Origin of the sequence: Caballeronia sp. dw_19 (assembly GCF_018449515.1) — a bacterium.
Lineage (GTDB): Bacteria > Pseudomonadota > Gammaproteobacteria > Burkholderiales > Burkholderiaceae > Caballeronia.
In genome coordinates, this window is record NZ_JAAVUQ010000007.1 from 62,792 (window position 1) to 87,363 (window position 24,572).

Sequence of the window (24,572 nt, forward strand, 5' to 3'; positions counted from 1 at the left end):
TCTTTGTCCAAAGCGACAAAGAAACGAAGCAAAGAAAACGCTTTTAAACCACGCTACCCTAAGTGTCCACAGCGTGCAGTTTCTATTCATAGGTGCCCCAAAAGCACGGTGCTCGCCAGAGCGAAGTATGTTTGAAACCCTCCTTCTCGCGAATCCTGACACGAACACGCTTCGCCCCGTACGCTCTCGGGCAAGCACAATTGCTAAGGAACCCGCACGGCCTTACGGGTATTTACGGCTGCGGTTCTTTGACAGGTTAGCTACCTGGTCTGTGCGACCGTATTCATAGGCCACAGCTTCATGCGTGTTTGTGTTTACTACTTCCCTTTTTTTGAATTGGCTGCGCGTTCTGTACAGCTATTTTCGTCGGTTACGGCCTTACTCATTCTGCAGCATTGTTTCTTGGCGAGTTGGCTACATGGTTCGTTATGCGTAAAAATTCGGTGGGTGGTTCACGCGGATAGCGCGGGGTGGTCCTTGGGCAGGTTCAATCACTGGTGGCGAAGCGTGTGGGTATCGGTGTTCGGAGAAAGAGGGGTTCACACATCCGTGGCTCTGGCGAGCACCGTGCTTTTGGGGCACCTATGAATGAAAACTGCACGCTGTGGACACTTAGGGTAGAGCGGTTAAAGCGCTTTCTTTGCTTCGTTTCTTTGTCGCTTTGGACAAAGAAATGACGTGCCGCCACGCACAGTGGCTAATAGTGATAAAGAGAAAATCCGACTCTTGCAGACCACTAACACTGAAAGCAGCAACCCGGCATTGACCCCGACCGCTAACGCCGAAAGCATCAACCCCGCCCACTACCCCCAAGAACCGACCACCCGCCATAAACCCCGACCACTAACACCGAAAGCAGCGCCCCCTGCCCATCGAGCGCCAGCAGACCATCCCCCAGTGCGAACGAAAACCAATCCCCCAATAACCTGCAAAAACCTCCGCGAACGCCAACGCGGAACCTGCCGATCATGCACCCTACGACCGCCCCTCCACCCAAGCCAGGCATCATCCCACTCGCGCGTAATAAAGGTTCTGCGGATGCTTCGCCTCGGCGAAGAAGAACCATCGTTCCGCCACCAGACCGGCGTACTGCACGAGACACGCCGCAGCCAGCAGGACAACAGAAATGCCGATCGAATGCACGCCCGCGCCCAACGCCATCAGCACGACGGGCGCCACGAACGCCGCCACAAGAAATCCCCACTTGACCCCGCGCAGCGTGCCCGCCGATTTACCGTGAAAGAACTCGCGCAGATTGAATGCGCCAGCCGTGAAACCACGCGATACCTGCACGACCTTCGCGTTCTTGATACCGGTCGCGCTCTGCACGGTGGACTTCGGCCGCAGTCGCGCATTACGCACGAGCGACGCCGACCGGCTCGCGCAACCAGCAAGCGTCAGCGCGCACGCGCAGGCGGCAAGCCCCGTGGTCAGTGCAGGCGCGAACCACGCGCTCAAAGCGGTAACCAGCGTGAACCCGGACGCACAACCAAGCAGGACGAAGTTGGCCAGCGTGAGCGGCGTGGCCCACTCCTGGAGAAAGCGCAGGCATGCATAGATCATGGCCGAGCAGACAAAGAGCGCGGCACTCGCGAGCACGCCAAGCGCCCCCAACGCAAGCGACCACGGCGAGCCGAACCAGTGCGCGACACCGTAGAAAAACGCGCACGCGAGAAACGCCGGCAGACAGAGGCATTCACGCGATAACCACGAGGTCCGCCACATCGCGACCGCCCGCCACGCACGTTCAGGATGCCCGAGATGGAAGAACGAGGCGATGAGACCAAGCCCACCAAGCGCCACAGACAAGGCGGCGCCGGTGACATAGAACGCCATTGGCGGCGCAGTGAGAAGGCCAAGATGCGCCGCCATCTCCACGCCTACAAGCGCGATCAACAGGCCCTGCGCCGCACCGCTTAGCGTGGTGAGAAAGACGACTGAGAAAGCGGGGTTCATTGGGGAGTCCTTTAGATGCGCGTCGCGACCGACGCGAGATGCAATTGCCCACGCTCAAGTTGTGCGTCCACGGTTTTCGGCATGGACTCAGCCGCGCCCGTCTTGCACGAACACTCGCCTTCCCCGCACCCCGAAGCCGACGTCATCTTGCGCGGCAAATAATGGTTCGCGGGCTTCGTGTCCCATTCAGGCATCAACTGATAACCACCGCGCTCCCTGATCGCTTTCGACACCACGGATTCGGGATCGTGAATGTCCCCGAACAATCGCGCGGAGGTCGGGCACGCGAGCACGCACGCCGGTTGCCGATCCCGATCGGAGAGGTTTTCATCGTGGATACGATCCACGCACAAGGTGCACTTCGTCATCTCCTTGCGCTCTTCGTCCAGTTCGCGTGCGCCGTACGGACAGGCCCACGCGCAGTACTTGCAGCCAATACATTTATCGAAGTCCACCAGCACGAGCCCGTCTTCCTTGCGCTTATAGCTCGCACCGGTTGGACACACGGGTACGCACGGCGGGTCCTCGCAGTGCAGGCACGACTTCGGGAAATGGATAGTCTCAGCGTTCGGATAACTGCCCGCCTCGAAGCTCTGGACACGATTGAAGAACGTGCCGGACGGATCGGCGTCGTAGGGATTCAGGTCGGCAAGGCTGCCCGACTCGCCCGATGTATTCCACTCCTTGCAACTCGTCACGCAAGCGTGGCATCCCACGCAAACGTTCAGGTCGATCACCAGCGCCATCTGAGTCATTGCATGTCCTCTTGCTTATTGGAGTCACTCTGGGAGTCACTACTTGCGCCCTACCGCGCCGCGCAGCCGTGCCGCGAATTCGCCTTGCCCCGCGAAGTAGGTCTGCACGATCCGCGATATCACACCGTTCGAACCCGGCAGCGCACGCATGGCGTCGAACTGCGGCAGCGTGTGCTGCGCGTCGGCCTCGGCCGGATAGATCCGAACACGCACGTCGTACCACGCAGCCTGTCCTGTTATCGGGTCCGAGTTCGAGAGTCGCCCGGCGGCTTCATTCCCCTTGTCGACGCCGGGCAGCTCGTCGGTGATCAGGTGATTGAGCAGGAAACCACGCTGCGACTCGCTTGCGTTCGCGCCGAGGTTCCACGCACCCGACGCCTTGCCGATCGCATTCCAGGTCCATACCGTCCCCGGCTCAACCGTTTCGCTGAAGCGAGCCATGCAGCGCACGCGGCCCCACTGCGACTCAACGTAAATCCAGCCGCCGTCCGCAATGCCGTTCTCGGCAGCCATCAACGGATTCATGTAGAGATAATTCTCGCCATGGATCTGACGCAGCCACGCATTCTGCGAGTCCCATGAGTGATACATCGCCATCGGCCGCTGCGTCACTGCGGCCAGCGGGAAACGCTCGAGATCGGTCGAGTTGCTTTCAAGCGGCGCGTACCAGAACGGCAGCGGATCGAAGTATTTTTCGACCCGCTCGCGCAAGTGATCGGGAGGCTGCCGGCCTTTCGTTCTCCCTTGCGCCGCGAGACGAAACTTCTGCATGACATCGGAGTAAAGCTGGATGACGATGGGTTCGCGAAACTTGCGAAAGCCGTTCGCAACAGCCCAGTCCAGATACGGCCCGTTGCAGTTACGCATGTACTGCAAGTGTTCCGGCATCACGTGATGGAACACGCAGTTGTTCTTCGCGTACTGTTCCCATTGCTTCGGATTCGGCTCGCCGACCAGCGCCTTATCCCCATCTTTGCCCCGCCATCCGATCAGGAAACCTACCCCCGAATCGGGCGTCGTCGTGTAATTGACCACGAAGTCAGGATAATCACGAAAGCGCCGCGTGCCTTCGGCCGTGGTGAATGCCGGAAACTTCAGCCGCGACGCCAGTTCGATCAGCACTTCCTGGAACGGCTTGCACTGTCCCGAAGGCGGCACGACCGGCACGCGTACGGAATCGGCCGGACCGTCGAATTCGGAGATCGGGCGATCGAGCATCGACATCGCGTCGTGGCGCTCAAGGTAAGTCGTATCCGGCAGGATGAGGTCGGCGAACGCCGTCATCTCCGACTGGAACGCGTCGCACACCACGAGAAACGGAATCTTGTAGTCACCGTTCGCGTGTTTGTCGACGAGCATCTCGCGCACCTTCGTCGTATTCATCGACGAGTTCCAGGCCATGTTGGCCATGAAGATCATGAGCGTGTCGATGGGGTACGGGTCCCCTCGCCATGCGTTGGTGATCACGCTATGCATCACACCATGCACGGCAAGCGGGTACTCCCACGAGAACGCTTTATCAATGCGAACGGGGCCGCCGTTTTCATCGATGAAAAGATCTTCCGGCGCGGCCGGCCAGCCCAGCGGTCCCGATGCAAGCGGCGTGTTCGGCTTGACGGCGTCGGGGCTGTTCGGCGGTTTCGCCGATGGCGGCACGGCACGCGGGAACGGCGATTTATGTCGAAAGCCACCGGGCCGGTCGATCGTACCCAGCAGCGACATCAGCACCGCGAGCGCACGGATCGACTGGAAGCCGTTGGAATGTGCAGCGAGCCCGCGCATGGCGTGAAACGCGACGGGGTTGCCGGTGACGGTTTCGTGGGTCTCGCCCCACGCATCGGTCCATCGAATGGGCAACGTGATCCGGTGATCGCGGCTCGTCTGGATCATCTCCTGCGCGAGACGGCGAATGGTGCCAGCGGAAATGCCGGTGATATCGGCTGCCCACTCGGGCGTGCAATCCGCTACGCGCTCGCGCAGCAGCGTGAATGACGGCGCAACGGGCGAACCGTCCGCTAGCGTATAGCGGCCATCGAGCGCGGGTGTCACGCCAGGTGAATGATGTGGCACGGCGCGCGCCGCCTCAGCATCCCACCACGCATGATTTTGCGGAAACAGCGGATTGCCGACGGGTGTATCCGGGTCGCTCACGAACAGGCCGAAGTTCTCACTCTGTTCGTTAAGATCGACGAGGTCAGCCGCGTTCGTATAGCGGCGCACGAACTCGTGGTCCCAGGCATCAGCCGCAATCAGCTCGTGGAGAAACGCCATGAACAAGGCGCCGTCGGTGCCGGGCTTGATCGGTACCCATTCATCGGCAATGGCGGCGTAACCGGTGCGTATAGGATTGATCGCGATAAAGCGTCCGCCCCCGCGCTTGAACTTCGAGATGGCGATCTTCAGCGGATTCGAATGATGATCCTCCGCCGTGCCGATCATGAAAAACAACTTGGCGCTGTCGAGATCGGGACCGCCGAATTCCCAGAAGGAACCTCCGATCGTGTAGATCATGCCGGCCGCCATGTTCGCCGAGCAAAAACCGCCATGCGCCGCATAGTTAGGCGTACCGAACTGTTTGGCGAAGAGGCCCGTCAGCGCTTGCATCTGATCGCGCCCGGTAAAGAGCGCGAACTTCTTTGGATCGGTGGAGCGGATGCCGGCAAGGCGTTTTTCGAGCGTATCGAAGGCGACTTCCCACGACACCGGTTCGAACTGCGCGCTGCCACGCTCGGCGTCCGCTCGGCGCATCAACGGCTGCGTGAGGCGAGCGGGCGAATATTGCTTCATGATGCCGGACGCGCCCTTCGCGCAGATCACGCCCTGGTTGAGCGGGTGTTCCGGGTTGCCATCGATGTAACGCACTTCGCCTTCGCGCAAATGCACGCGAATGCCACAGCGACAAGCACACATGTAGCAGGTGGTCGTCTTGATCTCAAGCCGCTCGTTCTGCGTGCGGGCGTGATGTTCCATGCTGGGTCTCCCTCGCGGCTTCCGGTATGTCCAGGCGGTACCTATCCGATCCTGACCATCCTAATCGCCGTTGGTCACCAAGGGAAATCGCGATTTGCGAGAGCAACTATCCGCTACGCTGATGGTTTCAATTTGCCTGCAATTGCACGATCAGTGCGCACGGATCGAAACCGTGATCAGCGAGATCGTCAGGGAGTCTGCTTGAGGATAGCGTCCATGAGTCCCGGGAACCTGCTGTCGAGTTCGGCACGTCGCAACGTGTTCTGATGAACCGTGCCGGCCACGCGCGTCTGGACGAGGCCCGCCTCGCGCAAAATGCGAAAGTGATGGGACATGCTTGATTTCGGGCGGCCGCCGTCGAGCTCCCCGCAGGTGGCTTCGGTGACACGCGACAAATGCAGCACGATGTCAAGACGCACCGGGTCGCTCAAGGCGTTGAAGATCCGCTGGAGGGTGAAGCCCTTTGGGCTGGGATGGTTATATATGCGCATACGGCAGATGGTACCGGTTTCTGTGATAATCATAGTTCGATTTATATCGAACTATCGAACTAAATTATTCCACGGAGCCTGCCCGATGCCCACGTTATTCGAATCCTTCAAACTCAAAGACATCTCGTTGCGCAACCGCATCGCGATCCCGCCGATGTGCCAATACTCCGCTGTCGATGGCTTGATCAACGACTGGCACCGCGTGCATCTGGCTGCTCTGGCGCGCGGTGGCGCTGGCCTGGTTATCGTCGAGGCGACGGCTGTGTCGCCTGAAGGCCGCATTACCCCGGGCTGCACCGGCATCTGGAATGACGAGCAGGCGCAGGCGTTCGCGCCCGTCGTTGCGTCGATCAAGGCGGCCGGCGCCGTGCCGGGCATCCAGATTGCCCACGCAGGTCGCAAGGCCAGCGCCAACCGTCCTTGGGAAGGCGACGACCATATCAGCGAAGACGATCCGCGCGGCTGGGAGACCATCGCGCCGTCGGCTATCGCCTTCGGGGCTAACCTGCCCAAGGTGCCCAAAGCGATGACACTCGACGACATCGCCCGCGTGCGCCAGGATTTCGTTGATGCCGCAAAACGAGCGCTCGATGCGGGTTTTGAATGGCTGGAGCTGCACTTCGCCCACGGCTATCTCGGTCAGAGCTTTTTCTCGACGCACTCCAATCAACGCGACGATATCTACGGCGGAAGCCTCGAGAACCGCAGCCGCTTCATGCTGGAAACACTGGCCGCAGTGCGCAAAGTATGGCCCGAGCACCTGCCGCTGACGGCTCGCTTTGGCGTCATTGAATATGACGGCCGCGATGAGGAAACCCTCGCGGAATCCATCGAGCTGGCAAAGAATTTCAAGCGTGAAGGGCTGGACATGCTCAGCGTCAGCGTGGGGTTCTCCACGCCGACAGCCAACATCCCGTGGGCTCCCGCGTTCCTCGTGCCGGTTGCGCACCGGGTACGGCGCGAAGCGCAGTTGCCCGTCTCGTCGGCGTGGGGAATCGATACACCGGAACTCGCCGATAACGCAGTCCGCGAAGGCCAGCTCGATCTCGTGATGGTCGGCCGCGCCCATCTCGCCAATCCTCACTGGCCGTACTACGCAGCGAAAAAGCTCGGCGTTGCACGTCCTTCGTGGACGTTGCCTGCGCCTTACGCGCATTGGCTCGAACGCTACGCAGTGAGCTAAGACGCGTCGGCAGGCTACGCTTCCCGCTTAGTCACAACAGCTCTTATACAAGCTCCGGCTCGCGTCGCGAAACCGCACTCCTCACCTTGAGCGGCGCGCCGGGCCGGCGCGGCCGCTCCGAAGCGGACGCATCGCCGCGCAACGTAAACACCGCCACCGCGTCACGCAACGAATTGGCCTGCTCGGCAAGCGCATGCGCTGCCGCGGAGGCTTCCTCGACGAGCGCGGCATTCTGCTGCGTGACCTCGTCCATCTGCGTGACGGCCGTATTGACCTGTTCGATCCCCGTGCTCTGCTCCTGTGACGCCGATGAAATCTCGCCGACGATATCCGTCACACGCTGCACCGATCCCACGATCTCCTCGATGATCCGCCCCGCGTCGCCAACGAGTGCGGAGCCCGCATTGACGCGGTCGGTCGACTGGACGATCAATGCCTTGATTTCCTTCGCTGCCGTTGCGCTGCGCTGCGCGAGCGTGCGCACCTCGGCGGCGACCACGGCGAAACCGCGCCCTTCCTCGCCCGCGCGCGCCGCTTCCACGGCCGCGTTGAGCGCAAGGATGTTGGTTTGAAACGCGATGGCGTCGATCACGGCGATGATCTCCTCGACCTTGCTCGAACTATCGGCGATTCCGTGCATGGTTTCCACGACCTGACCCATCATCACGCCCCCGCGCGAAGCGGTGTGCGAGGCCGCGTCCGCAAGCGTGGATGCCTGTCGCGCGTTCTCCGCGTTCTGGCGGACCGTGCCGGTGAGTTCTTCCATGCTGGCCGCCGTTTCTTCAAGCGATGCCGCCTGCTCTTCCGTGCGCGACGAGAGGTTCAGGTTGCCCGATGCGATCTCGGCGCTGGCCGTCGCCACGCCCTCGGCGTTCTCACGAACCTTCGCGACCACTTGCGACAAACTCGACTGCATGTCCTTCAGTGCCGCGAGCAATTGCGCGATCTCGTCCTGGCCGCTGGAGTCAAAGTCCATCGACAGATTGCCGGTCGCAACAGCCTGTGCGCAGCGCAACGCGTGGCCAAGCGGTCGCGAGACCGTCCGGCTGAACATGACGCCGCCGATCATCGCGAGTGCGAGCACCGCCAGCATCAGCGCGACGCTGATTTCGGTCGCATGGCGCGCATCGACAGCGGCCTTCGCTGAAACTTGCGCACTGTCAGCCGCGATTTTCTGGGCGGCCTGTTCAAGCAGCGCCGACGGTTCGCGGTCCACGCCGGCCACGGCTTTATCGCCGGCGGAGGGTTCGAAGCCAGCGGACTTGAACGCCTCGAAGCCCCTGCGATAACCCTCGCCCATCGAGGCGTGCGCGATCGCAAAGCGCTCGATCAGCGTGCGGCTTTCACCTTCCGGCAGCTTCGTCCTGAGATCAGCCGCGAGCGCGCCGACGGTCTTTTCACGGGTCTGGAAAGCGGACCAGTATTTGTCGAGCTGTGCCGGGTCCTTGCCGCGCAACAATGTGTCCTTCCACTCCTGGACTTGCAGCTTGAACGCGACAAGCGTGGCGGACACCATCCGTTCGTTCGCCACGTTGTCCTGCACCGTGGTTCCGTAGGCGTTGATCGACTGGTTGAGGGCGAAGATGCCATACAGCGCGCCCGCGAACATCAGCAGCAGCGCGACGGTGAAGGCAAGAGGGATTTTGAGGCTGAGCTTCATCGATGGTTCCCGGATTCGGCAAGCCGCGACCGGAGCGCGCGGTTGGACTACTGCTTATCGGTCCATTCGCATAAAACTGAAGGGGCACAGCCGCTGGGCAATGACCGTGCAACGACCCCGGTTACCGAATCCGATAGAACACGATTTTTCACCATCGCTTTGGCGCGCGTTCTACTAATAATCAGACAATAACGTGCTTCAAATTTTCCAATGCCGTAATCCAGCACTTGCCATCAATAAGCGACTTCGCGACACGTATCGAGCGTTGTCGTCTGCGTCATTTGAGAGGCACCGAAAATTGCTATGCATCATCACGACGGGTGACTGTCGATGCCGGAGTCTGCGAGGGTTGGTGTGGTGCCCAATGGCGCTTGCGCCTGCACCACGGTTACGGCAATGACGTAATAAATGTCATCTGCACTGCAGCCGCGTGACAGATCGTTGGCAGGCTTTCGAAGGCCCTGCAATAGCGGGCCGATCGCCTTTGCCCCGCCTACCCTTTCTGCCAGCTTGTAGCTGATATTGCCGGCCTCCAGACTCGGAAAGACCAGCACGTTGGCCCGGCCGTGCACGTTCGAGTGATCTATCTTGCGTTCGGCGATCTCGGCGACGAGCGCCGCGTCGAGTTGCACATCGCCATCGATAGCAAGCTTTGGGCGCTGCTGCCTGACCAGGCGCGTTGCCTCCACCACCTTGTCGACTGCCGCATGCCGGGCGCTTCCGCTCGTCGAAAATGACAGCATGGCCACGCGCGGTTCATCCATCAAAAGGTTCTGCGCGCTATCTGCTGCCGCCATGGCGATCTGCGCCAGCTCATCCGCATTGGGGTCCACTACCAACCCGCAATCGGAGAAGATAATCCCACCCTTGAGCGTGTGGAAAGGTTCGCACAACATCATCAGAAAGAAGCTGGAAACCAGCTTGAACGATGGGTTAATGCCGATGATCTGGATAGCGGTTCGGACCACGTCGGCAGTGGTGTGTACTGCACCGGACACCGAACCATCGGCATAACCCAGCCGGACCATCAGGTTGGCAAAACAGAGGGGCTTTAGCACTTCCCGCTTTGCCTCGTCCAGCGTCATGCCCTTGCCGGATCGCAGCTCGAAGAGGCATCGGTACAAGGATGGACCGAGCGGTGAAGTGGATGGGTCCACCAGTTCTATTCCGGCCAGATCGATACCCTGACTGGCCGCCACTTGAAGAATGTGCGGGACATCCCCCACCAGAATCACGCGGGCAATGCATTCCACGGTCACGCGTTGCGCCGCCTGAAGAATCCGCGGGTCCTCCGCCTCGCTCAGTACGATGCGCATAGGATGAATGCGGGCGCGCTCGATGATGCGGTTAATCGGCTTCATGGATTACTCGGTCACGGTTGCCAAAGACGGCCGGCTGATGCTGGAAACGGCAGCAGTCCGTTTCCAGCATGTCAGGTTCCACGAGAGCCTTAGCCCCCGGAAGCTGGAAGCCTCACACGTAGTCTTTGTACTTATCGAGCAATCGCACGGGCTTGGCGAGCGCATCACGACGGAACGGGTCTCCGAGTTCTCGCGTACACATGATTTCGATGATGGTGGTCTTGCCGTGATTCATCTGCAAATCGATCGCACGCTTGAGCGCAGGGCCGACATCCTCAAGCCGATTCACCACGATCCCTTCAGCGCCCATCGCCTTGGCAATCTCCGCAAAGCTTTGGTTATCCAGCTCTCCGGCCACGAAGCGCCGGTTATAGAAGTCGACCTGATTCTTCTTCTCCGCGCCCCACTGCCGGTTATGAAACACCACCGCCGTCACCGGGATGTTGTGACGCACGCAGGTCATGGTTTCCATCAGGCTCATGCCCCAGGCGCCGTCGCCGGCATAGGACACCGCCGGCCGGTGAGGTGCTGCCACCTTCGCCCCGATGATGGTCGGGAACGCGTACCCGCAATTGCCCCAGCTCATCGCGGCAAAGAAGCTGCGCGGCTTGTTAAAGCGCAGGTAACTGTTGGCCACCGAGTTGATGTTGCCTATATCCGTGGACACCATCACGTCCTCAGGCATCGCCTTTTCCAGTTCGCGCAGCACCTGACGCGGATGCAGATACTGCCCACCGCCCAAGGGCCGCTCGTGCTTCTGCTCCTCGATCATGTCCAGGCTGTAGGCATCGCGCTCATGGGTCCACTCGTCGAGTTCCTTCTCCCATGCCGCCTTCTCGGCCGCGATCTGGCGGGCGCGCTCTTCACGCGTGGCATCGCTTGCCAGCGTGCGCCCATCGAGCCGCTGGCTCAGTGCAATGGCGGCCGCTTTCGCATCACCACAGATGCCCACCGAGATCGTCTTCACGAGCCCAAGCATCTTGTGATCGGCATCGATCTGGATGATCTTCGCGTCCTTGGGCCAGTAGTCCATGCCGTGCTGCGGCAACGTGCCGAAGGGTCCAAGACGCGAGCCGAGCGCGATCACCACATCGGCTTGCGCCAGCAGCTTCATGGCAGCCTTGGAGCCCTGATAACCCAGCGGGCCGCACCACAGCGGATGCTTCGCCGGAAACGAATCGTTATGCAGGTAGCTGTTGACCACCGGCGCCCCGAGCCGCTCGGCCAGCGCCTGGCACTGTTCGATGGCATCGCCCATCACCACGCCACCGCCCGAGATGATCACGGGGAACTTCGCCTGTGCGATCAGCTCGGCCGCTTCGTTGAGGCTCTGTTCGCCGCCCGGGCCGCGATCCAGATTCTGCGGTTTCGGGATCTCGGCCTTGATCTGACCATAGAAGTAATCGCGCGGGATATTGAGCTGGGTCGGCCCCATCTCGGCCTTGGCGCGATCAAAACACCGGCCGGTGAATTCAGCCATGCGCGCCGGATGCGTAACGTGGCCCTGATACTTGGTGAACTCCTGGAACATCGGCAACTGGCGCGCTTCCTGGAAGCCGCCCAGCCCGATGCCCATGGTGCCGGCCTCAGGCGTCACGATCACCACCGGGCTATGCGCCCAGTAAGCCGCAGCAATAGCGGTGACGCAGTTGCTGATACCCGGTCCGTTCTGGCCGATCACTACGCCATGGCGCCCGGAGACACGTGAATAGCCATCGGCCATGTGGCCCGCACCCTGTTCGTGAACCACGGGAATCAGACGAATACCGGCTGGCGCGAAGATGTCCATCGCGTCCATGAAGGCCGAGCCCATGATGCCGAACATCTCGGTGACGCCGTTGGCGGCGAGCGTTTCAACGAACGCTTCAGACGGGGTCATGGCCTGGGGGCCGGTGCGCGCGACAGTAGTGGAAGCGCTGCTGGCTACGGGGTCTTGCTCGCTCATGGTGGTGTCTCCGGGTTTATCTATAAAACGGAACGTATTGTTCCGAAATGTACAGTTCATGAGGAAAGATAAAATAAGATGAACCCGTCGTCAATCCACATTTACAATAAACGGTATGATTTGTATCTAAAAAAGAAGAAAGCTATGATGAGCGCAAGTAAGCCGACTGCCTGGATGAACGCGTCGCAGCGGTGACACAAGAGAGGAGACGGAAGTGATTGATGGTGCGACCAGCGGAATAAGCGCAGTGAACAAGCCAGACAAGATGGTCGCGGTACGGGATGTGTTCGGCATCGATTCCGACCTGATGGTGCCCGCCTTCAGCGAACCCGACGACCACGTTCCGGAAATCGATGCGGTTTATCGCTTCAACCCGGAAGTGACGACCGCGATCCTCGCGGGCTTCGCCCGTAACCGCCGGGTCATGGTGCAGGGGCTGCATGGCACGGGCAAATCGACGCATATCGAACAGGTGGCGGCCCGGCTCAACTGGCCGTGCGTGCGCATCAATCTGGATGGTCATATCAGCCGCCTCGATCTGGTGGGAAAAGATGCGATCGTCGTGCGCGACGACATGCAGGTGACGGAGTTCCAGGAAGGCATCGTGCCGTGGGCGCTGCAGCGGCCGGTCGCGTTGATCTTCGACGAATACGACGCCGGCCGCCCCGACGTGATGTTCGTGATCCAGCGCATCCTGGAACGTGATGGCAGGTTCACCCTGCTTGACCAGAACCGCGTGATCCGTCCGCACCCATACTTCCGTCTGTTCGCCACCAGCAATACGGTGGGTCTGGGCAACATTAACGGCCTGTATCACGGCACCCAGATGTTGAACCACGCGCAGATGGACCGCTGGAACGTGGTCGCCACGCTCAATTACCTGCCGCGCGCGGAAGAAACGGGGATCGTGCTCGCGCGCGTGCCCGAGCTTGCCGACGACGCCGGCCGTGCACTGATTGAATCGATGGTGAGCGTGGCTGAACTTACGCGCAAAGGCTTCACGACCGGCGATGTATCGACGCTTATGTCGCCGCGTACGGTGATTGACTGGGCGGAAAATTGCCAGATCTTCCACGATCCGGCGCGTGCCTTTCGTCTGACGTTCCTCAACAAGTGCGACGAGGCTGAGCGGCCGATCGTCGCCGAGTATTTCCAGCGTTGCTTTGGCAAGGAGCTGGACGACACGTCCGAGCGAAAGAGCCTCGCAACGGAGTCTCGCTGATGGAAATGGATAGGCACCGCGAGCAGCGCGAGAATCTGTGCGCATCGGCGGTACGTGCCCTCACAGGCGACGCGGCGCTCGACTACCGCAACGGCCGCTTGTGCCGCGACCTGCGCCCGCTGCCGCTCAATGCGCCGCATCTGCGCCGCGATAGGATGGCGAACAGGCTGGACTGCCTGCGCGGCGCGGCCGATGGTGCCGCCCTGCGTCTGATGCGCTCCGATGCGACCCTGCATAGCCGGTTATGCCCCGCCGACCCCGTCGCGCGCCTCGTGTTCGAACTGCTTGAGCAACTGCGCTGCGAAAGCCTGACACCGCCCGGCATGCCCGGTCTTGTGAATAACCTTCGTCAGCAGTTCGAAGCCTGGTCGCGAAGTTTTTATCGCTCTGGACAGGCGGAAAGCCATATCGGCAACCTGCTTTATACCGTCGCACAAATTTCCTGGTCGCGCCTCTCGGGTTGGCCGGTGCTCGAAGAAACCGAGGGCCTGATCGAACATACGCGCGCTGGGATTGCGCCGGCGCTGGGCGTTTCGTTGGCCGGCCTGCGGCGGCATCGCGCGGAGCAAAGTGCGTTCGCGGTCCACGCGCTTGAGATGGCCCACCTTGTGAGCGAAATGATCCGGGACGCGCGCGAGCAGCACACGCTGGATGAATCAGCAGATAAGACGGACGACGAAGCCACCCGCACGGCGGTATCGCTATGGTTCGATTTCGATGACAACGAGAACGCGGATGAAGACGAGTCGATGGCAGCCGTCGTCACTGGCGTAGGCCGCGTGCCGGGGGCGTCCAGCGACAGCTACCGCGTTTTCACCCAGCGCTATGACCGGGAGATTCATCCGGGCTCGCTTGTGCGCAAGGCGCTGCTGGCGGAGTATCGCGAGCGCCTCGACGAGCGGATTGCGACGCAAGGCATCAACGTTCCCCGGCTGGCCCACGCGCTGCGGATTGCGCTCGCCATCCCGCAACGCGACGGCTGGTCGTTCGGAGAGGAGCATGGCCGCATCGACGGACGGCGCCTCGCGCAACTCGTTAGCTCTCCTTCTGAGCGACGCTTATTTCGGCTGGAACGGGAAACGCCTCTGGCCGATTGTGCAATCAGTTTCCTGATCGACTGCTCGGGCTCGATGCGCGCCCATATTGAAGCAGTGGCCGTCATGGTGGACACGCTCGTGCGCGCCCTTGATCAGGCCGGTGTGACTACCGAGGTACTGGGTTTCACCACGGGCGCCTGGAACGGCGGCCGCGCCCGGCTCGACTGGATGGCTCGTGGGCGGCAGCCTCATCCCGGCCGGCTCTGTGAACTCTCGCACATGGTGTTCAAGGATGCGTCCACCAACTGGCGACGAGCCCGCGCGAATATAGCCGCGCTCTTCAAGGCCGATCTGTTTCGCGAAGGCGTGGATGGCGAGGCGATCGACTGGGCGTGCACGCGACTGCTTGCACGCAACGAGCGAAGGCGGATCGTGATCGTGATTTCAGACGGCAGCCCGATGGAAGGCGCCACGGTCCTCGCGAACAACGCGCGTTATCTCGATAATCATCTGCGCGAAGTCATCGCGCGCCACGAGGCCGCGCGAGATGTGGAGGTGCTGGGATTAGGCATTGGGCTGGATCTCAGTCCGTACTACCGGCATTGCCTCGCGATGGACTTGTCCGTGCAGCCCACCATGGCGATGTTCGGCGAACTGGTGCGATGGATCGGCGGACGCAGGCATGCAGTGAGTATCAGGTAACGGATGATAGAAGCGCAGATGCGCCCAGGCCGGGCATATCGCCCGGCGAAGCGCATCTCTACGCAACAGCCGTGGCGGTCAGGCTATTCACACCCATTTCATCCAGCACGTCGCGCACGGCGGCGATCAAACCGTGCATCTCCTTTTCGTAGAGCCGGCCGATGCAGCCGATACGAAACGATTCCGCGATCGTCAGCTTGCCCGGATAGATCACATAACCGCGTGATTTCAGGCCATCGTAGAAACGCTCGAAGACAAAGCGCGGATGCGCGGGCATCCGGAAGGTCACGATGATCGGTGCCTGCAAATCCGCCTTCAGCAAGAGCTCAAAACCGAGCGCCTTCATGCCGTCGACCAGAACACGGCAGTTGTTCCGATACCGCCCGCCTCGCCCGCCAACGCCCCCCTCCGCATCAAATTCCTGAAGCGCCTGATGAAACGCCACGATCACATGCGTAGGTGGCGTGAACCGGTACTGCCCGGTCTTTTCGAAATTCGCCCACTGGTCGTGCAGGTCGAGGACCAGCGTGGTGGCGTTGCCCTTGGTCGCGGCCAGCGCGTCGCGCCGGCATACGACGAAGCCAAGTCCCGGCACGCCCTCGATGCACTTGTTCGACGAAGCCGCCACCGCGTCCGCGTGGATCGCGGGCGCGTCGATCGGCAGTGCGCCGAAGGCGCTCATTGAGTCGATGAGATAGCCCTTTTTGTACTTGGCCGCGAGCGTGCCGATCTCGGCAATCGGGTTAAGGATGCCCGAGGTCGTCTCGCAATGGACCACGAAGATATGCGTGATCGAGGGCGTGCGCTTCAGTATGGTCTCGATCTTTTTCAGGTCCGGCGGCGCATCTTCGGCCGTCTCATGGGTGACGGTCTTGCGCCGGGCGATGTCGAGGATGCGTTTCGCGCGCTGCCCATAAGCGCCGTTGATGAGCAAGAGGACCTTTCCGGTCGCCGGCACGAAACTGGTCAGCATGGCTTCGACGGCAAAGGTGCCGGAACCTTGCATAGGCACCGTGACATAGTCGCCTTCGCCGTGAACGATCTCGGCGAGTCGCGCGAGCACGGCTTTGTTGATCGCAACAAAACTTGCATCGCGCGAGCCCCAGTCGTGCGCCATCGATGCCTTGACGGTACGCGAAGTAGTCAACGGCCCGGGCGTCAGGAGAAAGGGATCGCCCGTTTCGGAAGCAGCTGGTTTGAGGACCGCGGATTGATTCATAGGAAGGATGTCCAGTATCGATGTGTGGCGTTTAAAGGCTGCACGAAGAATAGATGAGCGTGTGGCGCGTGTAATGTCGCTGGCTGCGAGGCGTTCACCTCTGCCAAGCGTCCTCGACGCATGACGACATTTTAACCGCCCGTTGTCCATTTCAAGGCCTCAGCCGCTGCCGTGACCTGGAAGCACATCATTAATAGATACAAATCATACCGTTTATTGTAAATGGTTGATGACGCGGAGAAATGCGCGAGCCTGTCGGCGTCGCCCCGGACACGTGCTCATATAGATCGACAAATCAACTCGCGTTCGGCCCGGCGGGTGCGCAGCGGGCGCCCCGCATCGCTGGGATAATCGAGTTTTCTCTCTCTCGACCCTGAAAGGATCCACACGTGACCGAACCTGCAAACTCCTCTTCCAGCGGCCCCGTGCGCCGTGTCGCGTTTCTTGGCCTGGGCGTCATGGGTTATCCGATGGCCGGCCACCTTGCCAAAGCCGGCCTCGACGTCACGGTGTACAACCGAACCCACGCCAAGGCCGAGCAATGGGTGACCGAACACGGCGGACAGGCAGCACGGACACCGCGCGAAGCCGCATCGAAAGCAGACCTGGTGCTGGCGTGCGTAGGCAACGACGATGACCTGCGCAGCATCACGCTGGGCGACGACGGCGCTTTCGCCGGCATGGCTCAAGGAACCACATTCGTCGATCACACAACCGCATCCGCCAATGTGGCGCGTGAGCTGGCGGAGATCGCGGACGCACGCGGGCTGGCCTTCATTGACGCCCCCGTGTCCGGCGGCCAGGCAGGCGCGCAAACAGGCAAGCTGACCATCATGTGCGGTGGCGCCAAGGATGTCTTTGAACGCGTCCGCACCACCCTCGATCACTACGCGACGGCCGTTACGTTGATCGGCCCGGCCGGCGCAGGGCAACTCGCGAAGATGGTCAACCAGATCTGCATCGCCGGAGTGGTTCAGGGTCTGTCGGAGGCGGTTAATTTCGGCCAGTTGTCTGGCCTCGACATGCCGCTCGTACTCGATGTAATCGGCAAGGGCGCGGCAGCAAGCTGGCAGATGGACAATCGCGGCAAGACCATGATCGACGGCAAGTTCGACTACGGCTTTGCCGTCGACTGGATGCGCAAGGACCTGGGCTTCTGTCTCGACGAAGCGAAGCGCAACGGCGCTTCCCTGCCCATGACCGCACTCGTCGACCAGTTCTACGGCGACATACAGGCACTCGGCGGCAATCGCTTCGATACATCCAGCCTGATCTGGCGCCTGCGCAAACTCAAGAGCTAGTTTCAGGCTCCGCACTTCACTTGCGCCAGCGCAACGGCCGGCGCAGGTGATGCCGCTCCAGCCGCAAGCCGGGCGCTGCTTGCAGGAACGCGGGGATGCCGCCAAGCGAACCGGCCTCGGTACGGTCGCGTTCCTCGTCGGCATCGACCGTCTTCAACGGGTTGATGAACAATGCCGCCACCATGCCCACTGCAAGCAGGCATGCCGAGATAGTGAACGGGACGTTGTAGCTGCCCGTCGTTTCGATCAGGTAACCGAACACGACCGGCGACACCATGCCCGCCACACCGAAGCCGGTGTTCATCATGCCGCCGGCGGTGCCCGCGTATTTTCCCGCGATATCGAGTGGCAATGTCCAGAGCACAGGATTGGTGATCTCCAGGAAGAAGAACGACGCCGACAGGAACAGCACGGCCGTCACCGGATTCGCTGTACTAACCATTGGCACCAGGAATGCGAGCGAACCGCCCAATCCCACCACCAGCACGGAACAGCGTGCGAAGCGCAGCCGGCCAGTCATCTTGAAGATCTTGTCGGACAGCGTCCCGCCGAGCGTATCGCCTATCACGCCCGCCAGCAGCGGCAAGGCGGTGAAAAGCGCGAGTTGCTTGAGATCGAATCCCCGCGACTCCTTGAGATAAGACGGCAACCACGTCAAGTAGACCCATAGCAGCCAGCCGTAGCAAAAATCGACGAAGGTCACGAGCCACATGCGGTGCATCAGCTTTCGCCACGGCGTCGCGCAATGTTTGGCACGGTCGCAGTCGCCCACGTGATAGCCGATCTCCGCTGTTTCTTGCGGCGTGATGCGACGGTGCTGTTCGGGAGAGTTCGTGAACACGCACAGATAAAGCACGGTCCACGCAAGACTGGCGACACCGAGCAGAATGAATGCATCGCGCCATCCGCCTGTTGCCACGACCGCGAGCACGAGCGGCGGCGTCACGGCCCCACCGAGCCGCGCGAAGCTATGAGTGATTCCTTGCGCAAAACCGCGTTCGGCGACCGGCATCCAGTAGGTAAAGGCACGGGTCGCCGTCGGAAATGCACCACCCTCGCCCACGCCGAGCATGAAGCGCAAGCCGACGAGCATCGCCACGCTGCCGGCAAAGCCGGTTGCAAGCGTCGCAACACCCCATATGAGCGAAAGCACGGTGAGCACACGCTTGGGTCCGTACTTGTCGGCAAGCCAGCCACCCACAATCTGCATGACGGCATACGGATACGCGAACGCGGAAAACACAAGGCCAAGCTGCCCCGACGTCAATCCCATCTCATGCCGGATGATGGGGCCGGCTACGGCAATGTTCACGCGATCGATGTATGAGATGAAATACATCAGGCACATGACCGCGAGAATGATGTGACGCGTCTTGACACGCCGCGGTTGCGTCGCTTGCTGTTCCATGCTGTCTCCTGTCTCTTCCGTGTGACGTCTTTGACGTTCGTGGTCGGTGCTTCGATGCTTATTTCGTTTCGCTTATTTCGTATTGCGGCTTTTGGGTCGGAGGCTTCCTTGCGTGAGTAGATATAGTTCGCGCCTTGGCGGATCAGCTTTGCAGCAACTTCAACCGCTGTACCTTGCCCGACGGCCCGCGCGGCAGCTCGTCGATCAGGCGGAATTCCTTCGGCGTCTTGAAGCGGCCGAGTTCGCGCAGGCAGTGATTCCTGAGATCGGTGAGATCGAGGGCAAGTGGACCGTCGAGCGTGCGCGGAACGATGAATGCAACAATCTCCTGTCCATACGCGGCATCCGGCAGGCCGACCGCAGCAGCATCGAGCACGCCCGGGTGCTTCAGCAACGCCTCATCAATCTCGCGCGGCGCAATGTTCTCGCCGCCTTTAATGATCAGTTCCTTCGAGCGGCCGTTGATATAGAAGTAACCTTCCGCATCGCGGTAACCAAGGTCACCCGTGCGTAGCCAGCCGTCCTCCGTGAACGCCGCTCGCGTCTCTTCCGGGCGCTTGTAGTAGCCGCTCATCACCTGTTCGCCGTGCAACACGATCTCGCCGCATTCATCGTTGGCACAATCGCGGCCTTGTGCGTCGATCACGCGGGCGCTCGCACCGCACGGCAAGCCGATGCTGCCCATTCGCCTCTTTTCGACCTCATATGGATTACTAAATACTGGAGCCGCGGTCTCCGTCATGCCCATCGTTTCGATCACGCCGATTCCAAAGCGTGCCTCAAACGCCCGGTGATGTTCGACCGGCAGCGCCGCCGATGCGCTGCGGCAAAACTTGAGCGCGGACAGGTCGAAGGCGTAATCGTCCTGCTGGTTGAGCAGATAAGCGACGATCGTAGGTACCACGTTGATCCAGGTGCAGCCGTGACGCGTGACATCGCGCCAAAACGTTCGGGCCGAGAAACGCGGCGCGACGACGACGGAACCGCCGTGATGCAACGGGGCCAGAAGCGTCACCACCAAGCCGTTGATGTGAAAAAGCGGTAGCGACGCGAGCACGCGATCGTCAGCAGTGAGCCGGTGCTCGGCTGTGATCGTGCGCGCGTTCGCCAGCAGGTTGCGATGCGTGAGGAGTACGCCTTTAGGCAGACCGGTCGTGCCTGAGGTGTACATCAGAAGCGCGACGTCTTCCGCACGCGGAGAATTTTCACTGACAGTAGCCAACTGCGATGTAACAGGCCGCGCTGAAGGCTGCGTTGCGGCATCGGCGAGCACCAGTTCCGGAGGCGCGAACACCGGTGCCTGAAGCGCGTCAGGCTCGGTGGTGACGACCAGGATCTCGCGATTGAAACCTTCTTCGCGCAACGCTGCAATGGCGGACGTAATCGCCACCCGCGATTCCTCCGAGACAAATATGGCCCGTGTATCCGAATGCTCGACGATATAACGCACCTGCGACGGTTGGCACAGCAGGTTCAAGGGATTGGCTATGAGCCCGCTGTACATCGCCGCAAGGAGCAGCGTGGCCGTCTGGATGCCGTTGCCCATGAACACCGAGACAACATCGCCCGGCTTCAGACCCGCGTCGTGAAAACGGGCATCGAGCGTCTGGCAAGCGTCACGCAATTCGCCGAACGTCAGCACGCCGGCGTGGCTTGGGATCGGACTGACATCCGCATTAGCGTCATCGGCTGGCGCGAGCAGGAAGGGTTTGTCGGGGAACTGCGCGGCGCGTTCGTCGATCAACTCGCGCAAGGTGGCAGGCGTGTTCATCGACCGTACCTCTTGAAGAAATCACCGAGTAAGTCGTCCACCTCCGGAACGCGTTCTTCGATGGGATAAGCGACCCGCGTGATGTTCAGGTAGTGACGAAAGCCGAGGTTCTCGGAGAAGTTGTTGCGGCCCCAGGTGCCGCAACCCATCGACAGCGAAAAAGGCAGACCATTGTCGAAATTACCCCCGGTTGCGAGGCAATGCGCCTGATTGAAGATGACGCGGGCGACCGGCAAGTTCATGCCGAGTTGCACGGCTTCCGCGGGATCAGCGGAATGCAGCCCGACCGAGTGGCCCGCACCCATGTACGCGTAGATGCGCTGCACGATCGAGGTGGCGTCTGCGAAATCCCTCGCGCGATAGACGGTCAGCACGGGTGAAAGCTTTTCACCCGAGAACGGATGCTCCTCGCCGAACCCATCTTCCTCGACCATCAGGAAAGCGGGCGCCTTGGCCGCGATGTCATCGAGACCGGCTAACCGGGCGATCTCAACTGCGGACTTCGCCGTGCAGTGCGCGGAGAGTTTCCCCCCCGTCCACATTGCCGCTTGCAGGCGTTCCTTTTGCGCCGCGTCGAGTAACGCTCCGCCGTTTTCAGCGAGTGCGTTAAGTGCAGCCCGATACACCGCGTCCACAATCACGACACTGTTTTCGGATGAACAACTGGTGGCGTTATCGAAGGTCTTGGAGAGCCGAGTTTTCCGCGCCGCGTCATTCAGATCCGCCGATGCAGCGACAATCAATGCCACGTTGCCCGCACCTACGCCAAACGCGGGCGTGCCGCTCGTGTAAGCCATGCGGACATTGGCCTGCGATCCCGTCGCGACCACGAGATCGCACAGCGGTAGTAATGCTGCTGTCGCCGCCTTGGTGATCGGCGGCGACAGCACCTGAACGAGATCGGTGGACAAGCTCGCCTTGGCGAATTGCGCGTGGATGAATTCAATCAGCAACGCGCACGATGAATACCCCTTCGGCGATGGTGCAACGATTACCGCGTTGCCGCATTTCAGCGCGTTGATAATCTTGTTAGCGGGCGTGGCGGCGGGGTTGGTTGAAGGCGTAATCGCGGCAACCACACCCACCGCTCGCGCGATCTCGACGATTCCGGTAGCTGAATTCCGGCTGATCACTCCGCAGGTTTTGGCATCGTGCAAATCGCGCAGCAGACCGAGCGTCTTCCGATAATTCTTGCGAAACTTGTCGTCGGCGTTGCCGAGGCCCGTGTCTCGCACGGCAATCTCTGCCAGCCGCCGGTTGCGACCGGGTTCCATGATTGCCCACGCCACAGCGGCGGCGGCTGTATCCAGAACGTCCTGCCCCGCGTGTTCGAAACTTTTCTGCGCCGCGCGTGCCCGCGCGACCTGTTCCGCTACGACGGCGGTCGTCTCCACTTCCACTGCGCTGATGTGTCCATTCATTACGCGTCGCTCCGGCTAAAATAATCACGGTGATTTGCAATCTACTCAGCCACGCGTACAGCGAAGTCCCGTTTTCCGATCTAACCCTCGCTACCCCTCCCATAGCAGCGAAAAATACAGTTTTCGGGACGTTTCGCAGTCCCGAAAAGCGATAAAGTTGATGCAAATCCTCCATAGAAATCTACGACGTTCAGGAGACGGAATGTCGACATCAAACCAATCCAACGCAGCCGCCGTGCGCGCATTTCGGGTACTCGAAACATTGGCTCAGGCGGGGCGCCCTCTTTCGATGACCGATCTCGTCGACGCACTCGCGCTGCCCAAGCAGACCGTGCATCGCATCCTGGTGCAGTTGACGGATGCGTACCTCATCACGCGCGGCGCTGGCGACCGGTTGTATGAATGTTCGCCACGGGTGCGCTCGCTCGCGGTCAACGTGCTGATGCACGCCGGTCCTGCGGCGGCACGCCATGCGCTGCTCGAGCAACTGGTGGAAAAGATCGGGGAGACGTGCAACCTGACAATGTTGTCGGGTAACGACGTGGTTTATGTCGATCGCGTGGAGACGGAGTGGCCGTTGCGCATGCATTTGCAGCCGGGTTCGCACGTGCCCCTGCATTGCTCGGCAAGCGGCAAATTGCTGCTGAGCTTCATGCCACGGGAACGGCGCGAGCGGATGATCGAGACACTGCCGTTGCGCGCGTATTCGGAACGGACCATTGTCGACCGTGACGCTTTGCGCCACGAACTGAGCACGACGCGCCGGCGCCTGCTCGCGATCAACAACCAGGAGCACTTGCAGGGGCTGATCGCTATCGCGGTGCCGGTGATGCTCGATCGCAATCGGGCGTGCGCGGCCATCGCGGTGCAGGCGCCAATCGGTCGCGTCGCGCTCGACGATCTGCTCGCGTTTGTGCCTGACCTGCGTCTTGCTGCTGCGGAAACGGCTAAGACGTTTCACGATTGATTGCAAATTCTTGCGTCGAAGGCGACGTGCGGGTTACCGAGGATGGGGTTCGTTCGCACTCGGGGTGGGCGGTTCTGGGGGTAGTGGGCGGGGTTAGTGCCGGGGTGGTCGGTTCTGGGGTTAGCGGTCGGGGTCAATGCCGGGTTGCTGCTTTCGGCCGTGGTGGTCTGCGAGAGTTGGATTTTCTCTTTATCACTATTAGCCACTGTGCGTGGCGGCACGTCATTTCTTTGTCCAAAGCGACAAAGAAACGAAGCAAAGAAAGCGCTTTTAAACCACGCTACCCTAAGTGTCCACAGCGTGCAGTTTCTATTCATAGGTGCCCCAAAAGCACGGTGCTCGCCAGAGCCACGGATGTGTGAAACCCTCCTTCTCGCGAATCCTGACATGAACACGCTTCGCCCCCAACGCTCTCGGGCAAGCACCATTGCCAAGGAACCCGCGCGGCCTCACGCGTCTTCACTGCGTCATGGCTTGGCCGGTTGGCGGCGTAGTTTGCGCCGTCGTCTTCGCGGGTTGCGGTCGGACGCATATTTAAAGCTTCCTTCTTTTTTGATTGCTTGCGTGGCCTGCACCTTATTTTCGCCTACTATGGCCTTGCGCATTTCGATGCGCCTCGTTTCTATGCGGGTTATTAATATGATTCGAAGTGCGTACTAATCTGGTGGTTGGTTGTCCGCGGATAGCGCGAGGTGATTGGCGAAGCTGGCCACGGGGGCCCTCCAGCGCAAGCCACTCACCCAACCTACCAAGAAACGAAGCCTTAAATGCGGGTGGGGCCGAGCGGGTTGCCGGGCGAATTGTGCTTGCCCGAGAGCGTACGGGGCGAAGCGTGTTCGTGTCAGGATTCGCGAGAAGGAGGGGTTCAAACATCCTCCGCTCTGGCGAGCACCGTGCTTTTGGGGCACCTATGAATAGAAACTGCACGCTGTGGACACTTAGGGTAGCGTGGTTTAAAAGCGTTTTCTTTGCTTCGTTTCTTTGTCGCTTTGGACAAAGAAATGACGTGCCGCCACGCACAGTGGCTAATAGTGATAAAGAGAAAATCCGACTCAGGCAGACCACTAACACTGAAAGCAGCAACCCGGCATTGACCCCGACCGCTAACGCCGAAAGCATCAACCCCGACCACTAACACCGAAAGCACCGCCCGCCCCCTGCCCATCGAGCGCCAGCAGACCTCCCCCCCAGTGCGAACGAACC

At 60.8% G+C, this 24,572-nt stretch carries 16 protein-coding genes; 5 read left to right on the forward strand and 11 right to left on the reverse strand.

The features are described from left to right. Window positions 1-1,005: 1,005 nt before the first annotated feature. The 4 genes from HB376_RS12165 to HB376_RS12180 form a co-directional block, all read right to left on the reverse strand. Window positions 1,006-1,956, reverse strand: coding sequence for a DmsC/YnfH family molybdoenzyme membrane anchor subunit (locus HB376_RS12165; RefSeq protein WP_213763922.1), 951 nt, complete (start codon window positions 1,954-1,956; stop codon window positions 1,006-1,008). A gap of 11 nt (window positions 1,957-1,967) precedes the next feature. Next, on the reverse strand, window positions 1,968-2,711 hold the full coding sequence (locus tag HB376_RS12170) for a 4Fe-4S dicluster domain-containing protein (RefSeq protein WP_213763923.1): 744 nt from the start codon (window positions 2,709-2,711) through the stop codon (window positions 1,968-1,970). Window positions 2,712-2,750: 39 nt separating this feature from the next. After that, the gene (locus HB376_RS12175) at window positions 2,751-5,681 is read right to left on the reverse strand and encodes a molybdopterin-dependent oxidoreductase (protein ID WP_213763924.1); all 2,931 of its coding nucleotides are present in this window, start codon (window positions 5,679-5,681) and stop codon (window positions 2,751-2,753) included. Between the two features lie 188 nt (window positions 5,682-5,869). After that, entirely contained in the window at window positions 5,870-6,172 is a 303-nt protein-coding gene (locus tag HB376_RS12180; RefSeq protein ID WP_213764129.1) for a helix-turn-helix domain-containing protein, read from the reverse strand. An 85-nt stretch (window positions 6,173-6,257) separates the two neighbouring features. Between HB376_RS12180 and HB376_RS12185 the strand changes: the two genes are divergently transcribed. Next, entirely contained in the window at window positions 6,258-7,355 is a 1,098-nt protein-coding gene (locus tag HB376_RS12185; protein WP_213763925.1) for an NADH:flavin oxidoreductase/NADH oxidase, read from the forward strand. 43 nt (window positions 7,356-7,398) lie between these two features. Here HB376_RS12185 and HB376_RS12190 read toward each other — a convergent pair whose 3' ends face one another. The 3 genes from HB376_RS12190 to xsc all read right to left on the reverse strand — a co-directional run bounded on the left by HB376_RS12190 (window position 7,399) and on the right by xsc (window position 12,321). Next, window positions 7,399-9,015, reverse strand: coding sequence for a methyl-accepting chemotaxis protein (locus HB376_RS12190; RefSeq protein ID WP_213763926.1), 1,617 nt, complete (start codon window positions 9,013-9,015; stop codon window positions 7,399-7,401). Between the two features lie 311 nt (window positions 9,016-9,326). After that, on the reverse strand, window positions 9,327-10,376 hold the full coding sequence (gene pta / locus HB376_RS12195) for a phosphate acetyltransferase (RefSeq protein WP_213763927.1): 1,050 nt from the start codon (window positions 10,374-10,376) through the stop codon (window positions 9,327-9,329). Between the two features lie 112 nt (window positions 10,377-10,488). After that, the gene (gene xsc, locus HB376_RS12200; RefSeq protein ID WP_213763928.1) at window positions 10,489-12,321 is read right to left on the reverse strand and encodes a sulfoacetaldehyde acetyltransferase; all 1,833 of its coding nucleotides are present in this window, start codon (window positions 12,319-12,321) and stop codon (window positions 10,489-10,491) included. Window positions 12,322-12,559: 238 nt separating this feature from the next. On the opposite strand from xsc, the gene HB376_RS12205 reads away from it, so the two are divergent. Both HB376_RS12205 and HB376_RS12210 read left to right on the forward strand, forming a co-directional pair. Beyond that, complete coding sequence (locus tag HB376_RS12205; RefSeq protein ID WP_346730486.1) at window positions 12,560-13,543, forward strand: AAA family ATPase; 984 nt, start codon at window positions 12,560-12,562, stop codon at window positions 13,541-13,543. Continuing rightward, on the forward strand, window positions 13,543-15,282 hold the full coding sequence (locus tag HB376_RS12210) for a cobalt chelatase (RefSeq protein ID WP_213763929.1): 1,740 nt from the start codon (window positions 13,543-13,545) through the stop codon (window positions 15,280-15,282). Before HB376_RS12205 ends, HB376_RS12210 begins: the two co-directional genes overlap by 1 nt. Window positions 15,283-15,340: 58 nt before the next feature. Here HB376_RS12210 and HB376_RS12215 read toward each other — a convergent pair whose 3' ends face one another. Next, complete coding sequence (locus tag HB376_RS12215) at window positions 15,341-16,501, reverse strand: 2-aminoethylphosphonate--pyruvate transaminase (RefSeq protein ID WP_213763930.1); 1,161 nt, start codon at window positions 16,499-16,501, stop codon at window positions 15,341-15,343. A 389-nt stretch (window positions 16,502-16,890) separates the two neighbouring features. On the opposite strand from HB376_RS12215, the gene HB376_RS12220 reads away from it, so the two are divergent. Further along, complete coding sequence (locus tag HB376_RS12220) at window positions 16,891-17,802, forward strand: NAD(P)-binding domain-containing protein (RefSeq protein WP_213763931.1); 912 nt, start codon at window positions 16,891-16,893, stop codon at window positions 17,800-17,802. Window positions 17,803-17,818: 16 nt separating this feature from the next. Here HB376_RS12220 and HB376_RS12225 read toward each other — a convergent pair whose 3' ends face one another. The 3 genes from HB376_RS12225 to HB376_RS12235 all read right to left on the reverse strand — a co-directional run bounded on the left by HB376_RS12225 (window position 17,819) and on the right by HB376_RS12235 (window position 22,402). Further along, entirely contained in the window at window positions 17,819-19,210 is a 1,392-nt protein-coding gene (locus HB376_RS12225; protein ID WP_255631300.1) for an MFS transporter, read from the reverse strand. A gap of 142 nt (window positions 19,211-19,352) precedes the next feature. After that, a complete protein-coding gene (locus HB376_RS12230; protein WP_213763932.1) occupies window positions 19,353-20,981 on the reverse strand; it encodes an AMP-binding protein in 1,629 nt (542 codons plus the stop codon). Then, window positions 20,978-22,402, reverse strand: a complete 1,425-nt coding sequence (locus HB376_RS12235) for an aldehyde dehydrogenase family protein (protein ID WP_213763933.1) — start codon at window positions 22,400-22,402, stop codon at window positions 20,978-20,980. Before HB376_RS12235 ends, HB376_RS12230 begins: the two co-directional genes overlap by 4 nt. A gap of 202 nt (window positions 22,403-22,604) precedes the next feature. Here HB376_RS12235 and HB376_RS12240 point away from each other — a divergent pair, with 202 nt between their 5' ends. After that, complete coding sequence (locus HB376_RS12240) at window positions 22,605-23,369, forward strand: IclR family transcriptional regulator (RefSeq protein WP_213763934.1); 765 nt, start codon at window positions 22,605-22,607, stop codon at window positions 23,367-23,369. Window positions 23,370-24,572 lie beyond the last annotated feature (1,203 nt).

Bases quoted from the DNA above. Each gene is read 5' to 3' on its own strand.
- HB376_RS12165 (WP_213763922.1), bottom strand. From the start codon at position 1,956: ATGAACCCCGCTTTCTCAGTCGTCTTTCTCACCACGCTAAGCGGTGCG.
- HB376_RS12170 (WP_213763923.1), bottom strand. From the start codon at position 2,711: ATGACTCAGATGGCGCTGGTGATCGACCTGAACGTTTGCGTGGGATGC.
- HB376_RS12175 (WP_213763924.1), bottom strand. From the start codon at position 5,681: ATGGAACATCACGCCCGCACGCAGAACGAGCGGCTTGAGATCAAGACG.
- HB376_RS12180 (WP_213764129.1), bottom strand. From the start codon at position 6,172: ATGCGCATATATAACCATCCCAGCCCAAAGGGCTTCACCCTCCAGCGG.
- HB376_RS12185 (WP_213763925.1), top strand. From the start codon at position 6,258: ATGCCCACGTTATTCGAATCCTTCAAACTCAAAGACATCTCGTTGCGC.
- HB376_RS12190 (WP_213763926.1), bottom strand. From the start codon at position 9,015: ATGAAGCTCAGCCTCAAAATCCCTCTTGCCTTCACCGTCGCGCTGCTG.
- pta (WP_213763927.1), bottom strand. From the start codon at position 10,376: ATGAAGCCGATTAACCGCATCATCGAGCGCGCCCGCATTCATCCTATG.
- xsc (WP_213763928.1), bottom strand. From the start codon at position 12,321: ATGAGCGAGCAAGACCCCGTAGCCAGCAGCGCTTCCACTACTGTCGCG.
- HB376_RS12210 (WP_213763929.1), top strand. From the start codon at position 13,543: ATGGAAATGGATAGGCACCGCGAGCAGCGCGAGAATCTGTGCGCATCG.
- HB376_RS12215 (WP_213763930.1), bottom strand. From the start codon at position 16,501: ATGAATCAATCCGCGGTCCTCAAACCAGCTGCTTCCGAAACGGGCGAT.
- HB376_RS12225 (WP_255631300.1), bottom strand. From the start codon at position 19,210: ATGGAACAGCAAGCGACGCAACCGCGGCGTGTCAAGACGCGTCACATC.
- HB376_RS12230 (WP_213763932.1), bottom strand. From the start codon at position 20,981: ATGAACACGCCTGCCACCTTGCGCGAGTTGATCGACGAACGCGCCGCG.
- HB376_RS12235 (WP_213763933.1), bottom strand. From the start codon at position 22,402: ATGAATGGACACATCAGCGCAGTGGAAGTGGAGACGACCGCCGTCGTA.
- HB376_RS12240 (WP_213763934.1), top strand. From the start codon at position 22,605: ATGTCGACATCAAACCAATCCAACGCAGCCGCCGTGCGCGCATTTCGG.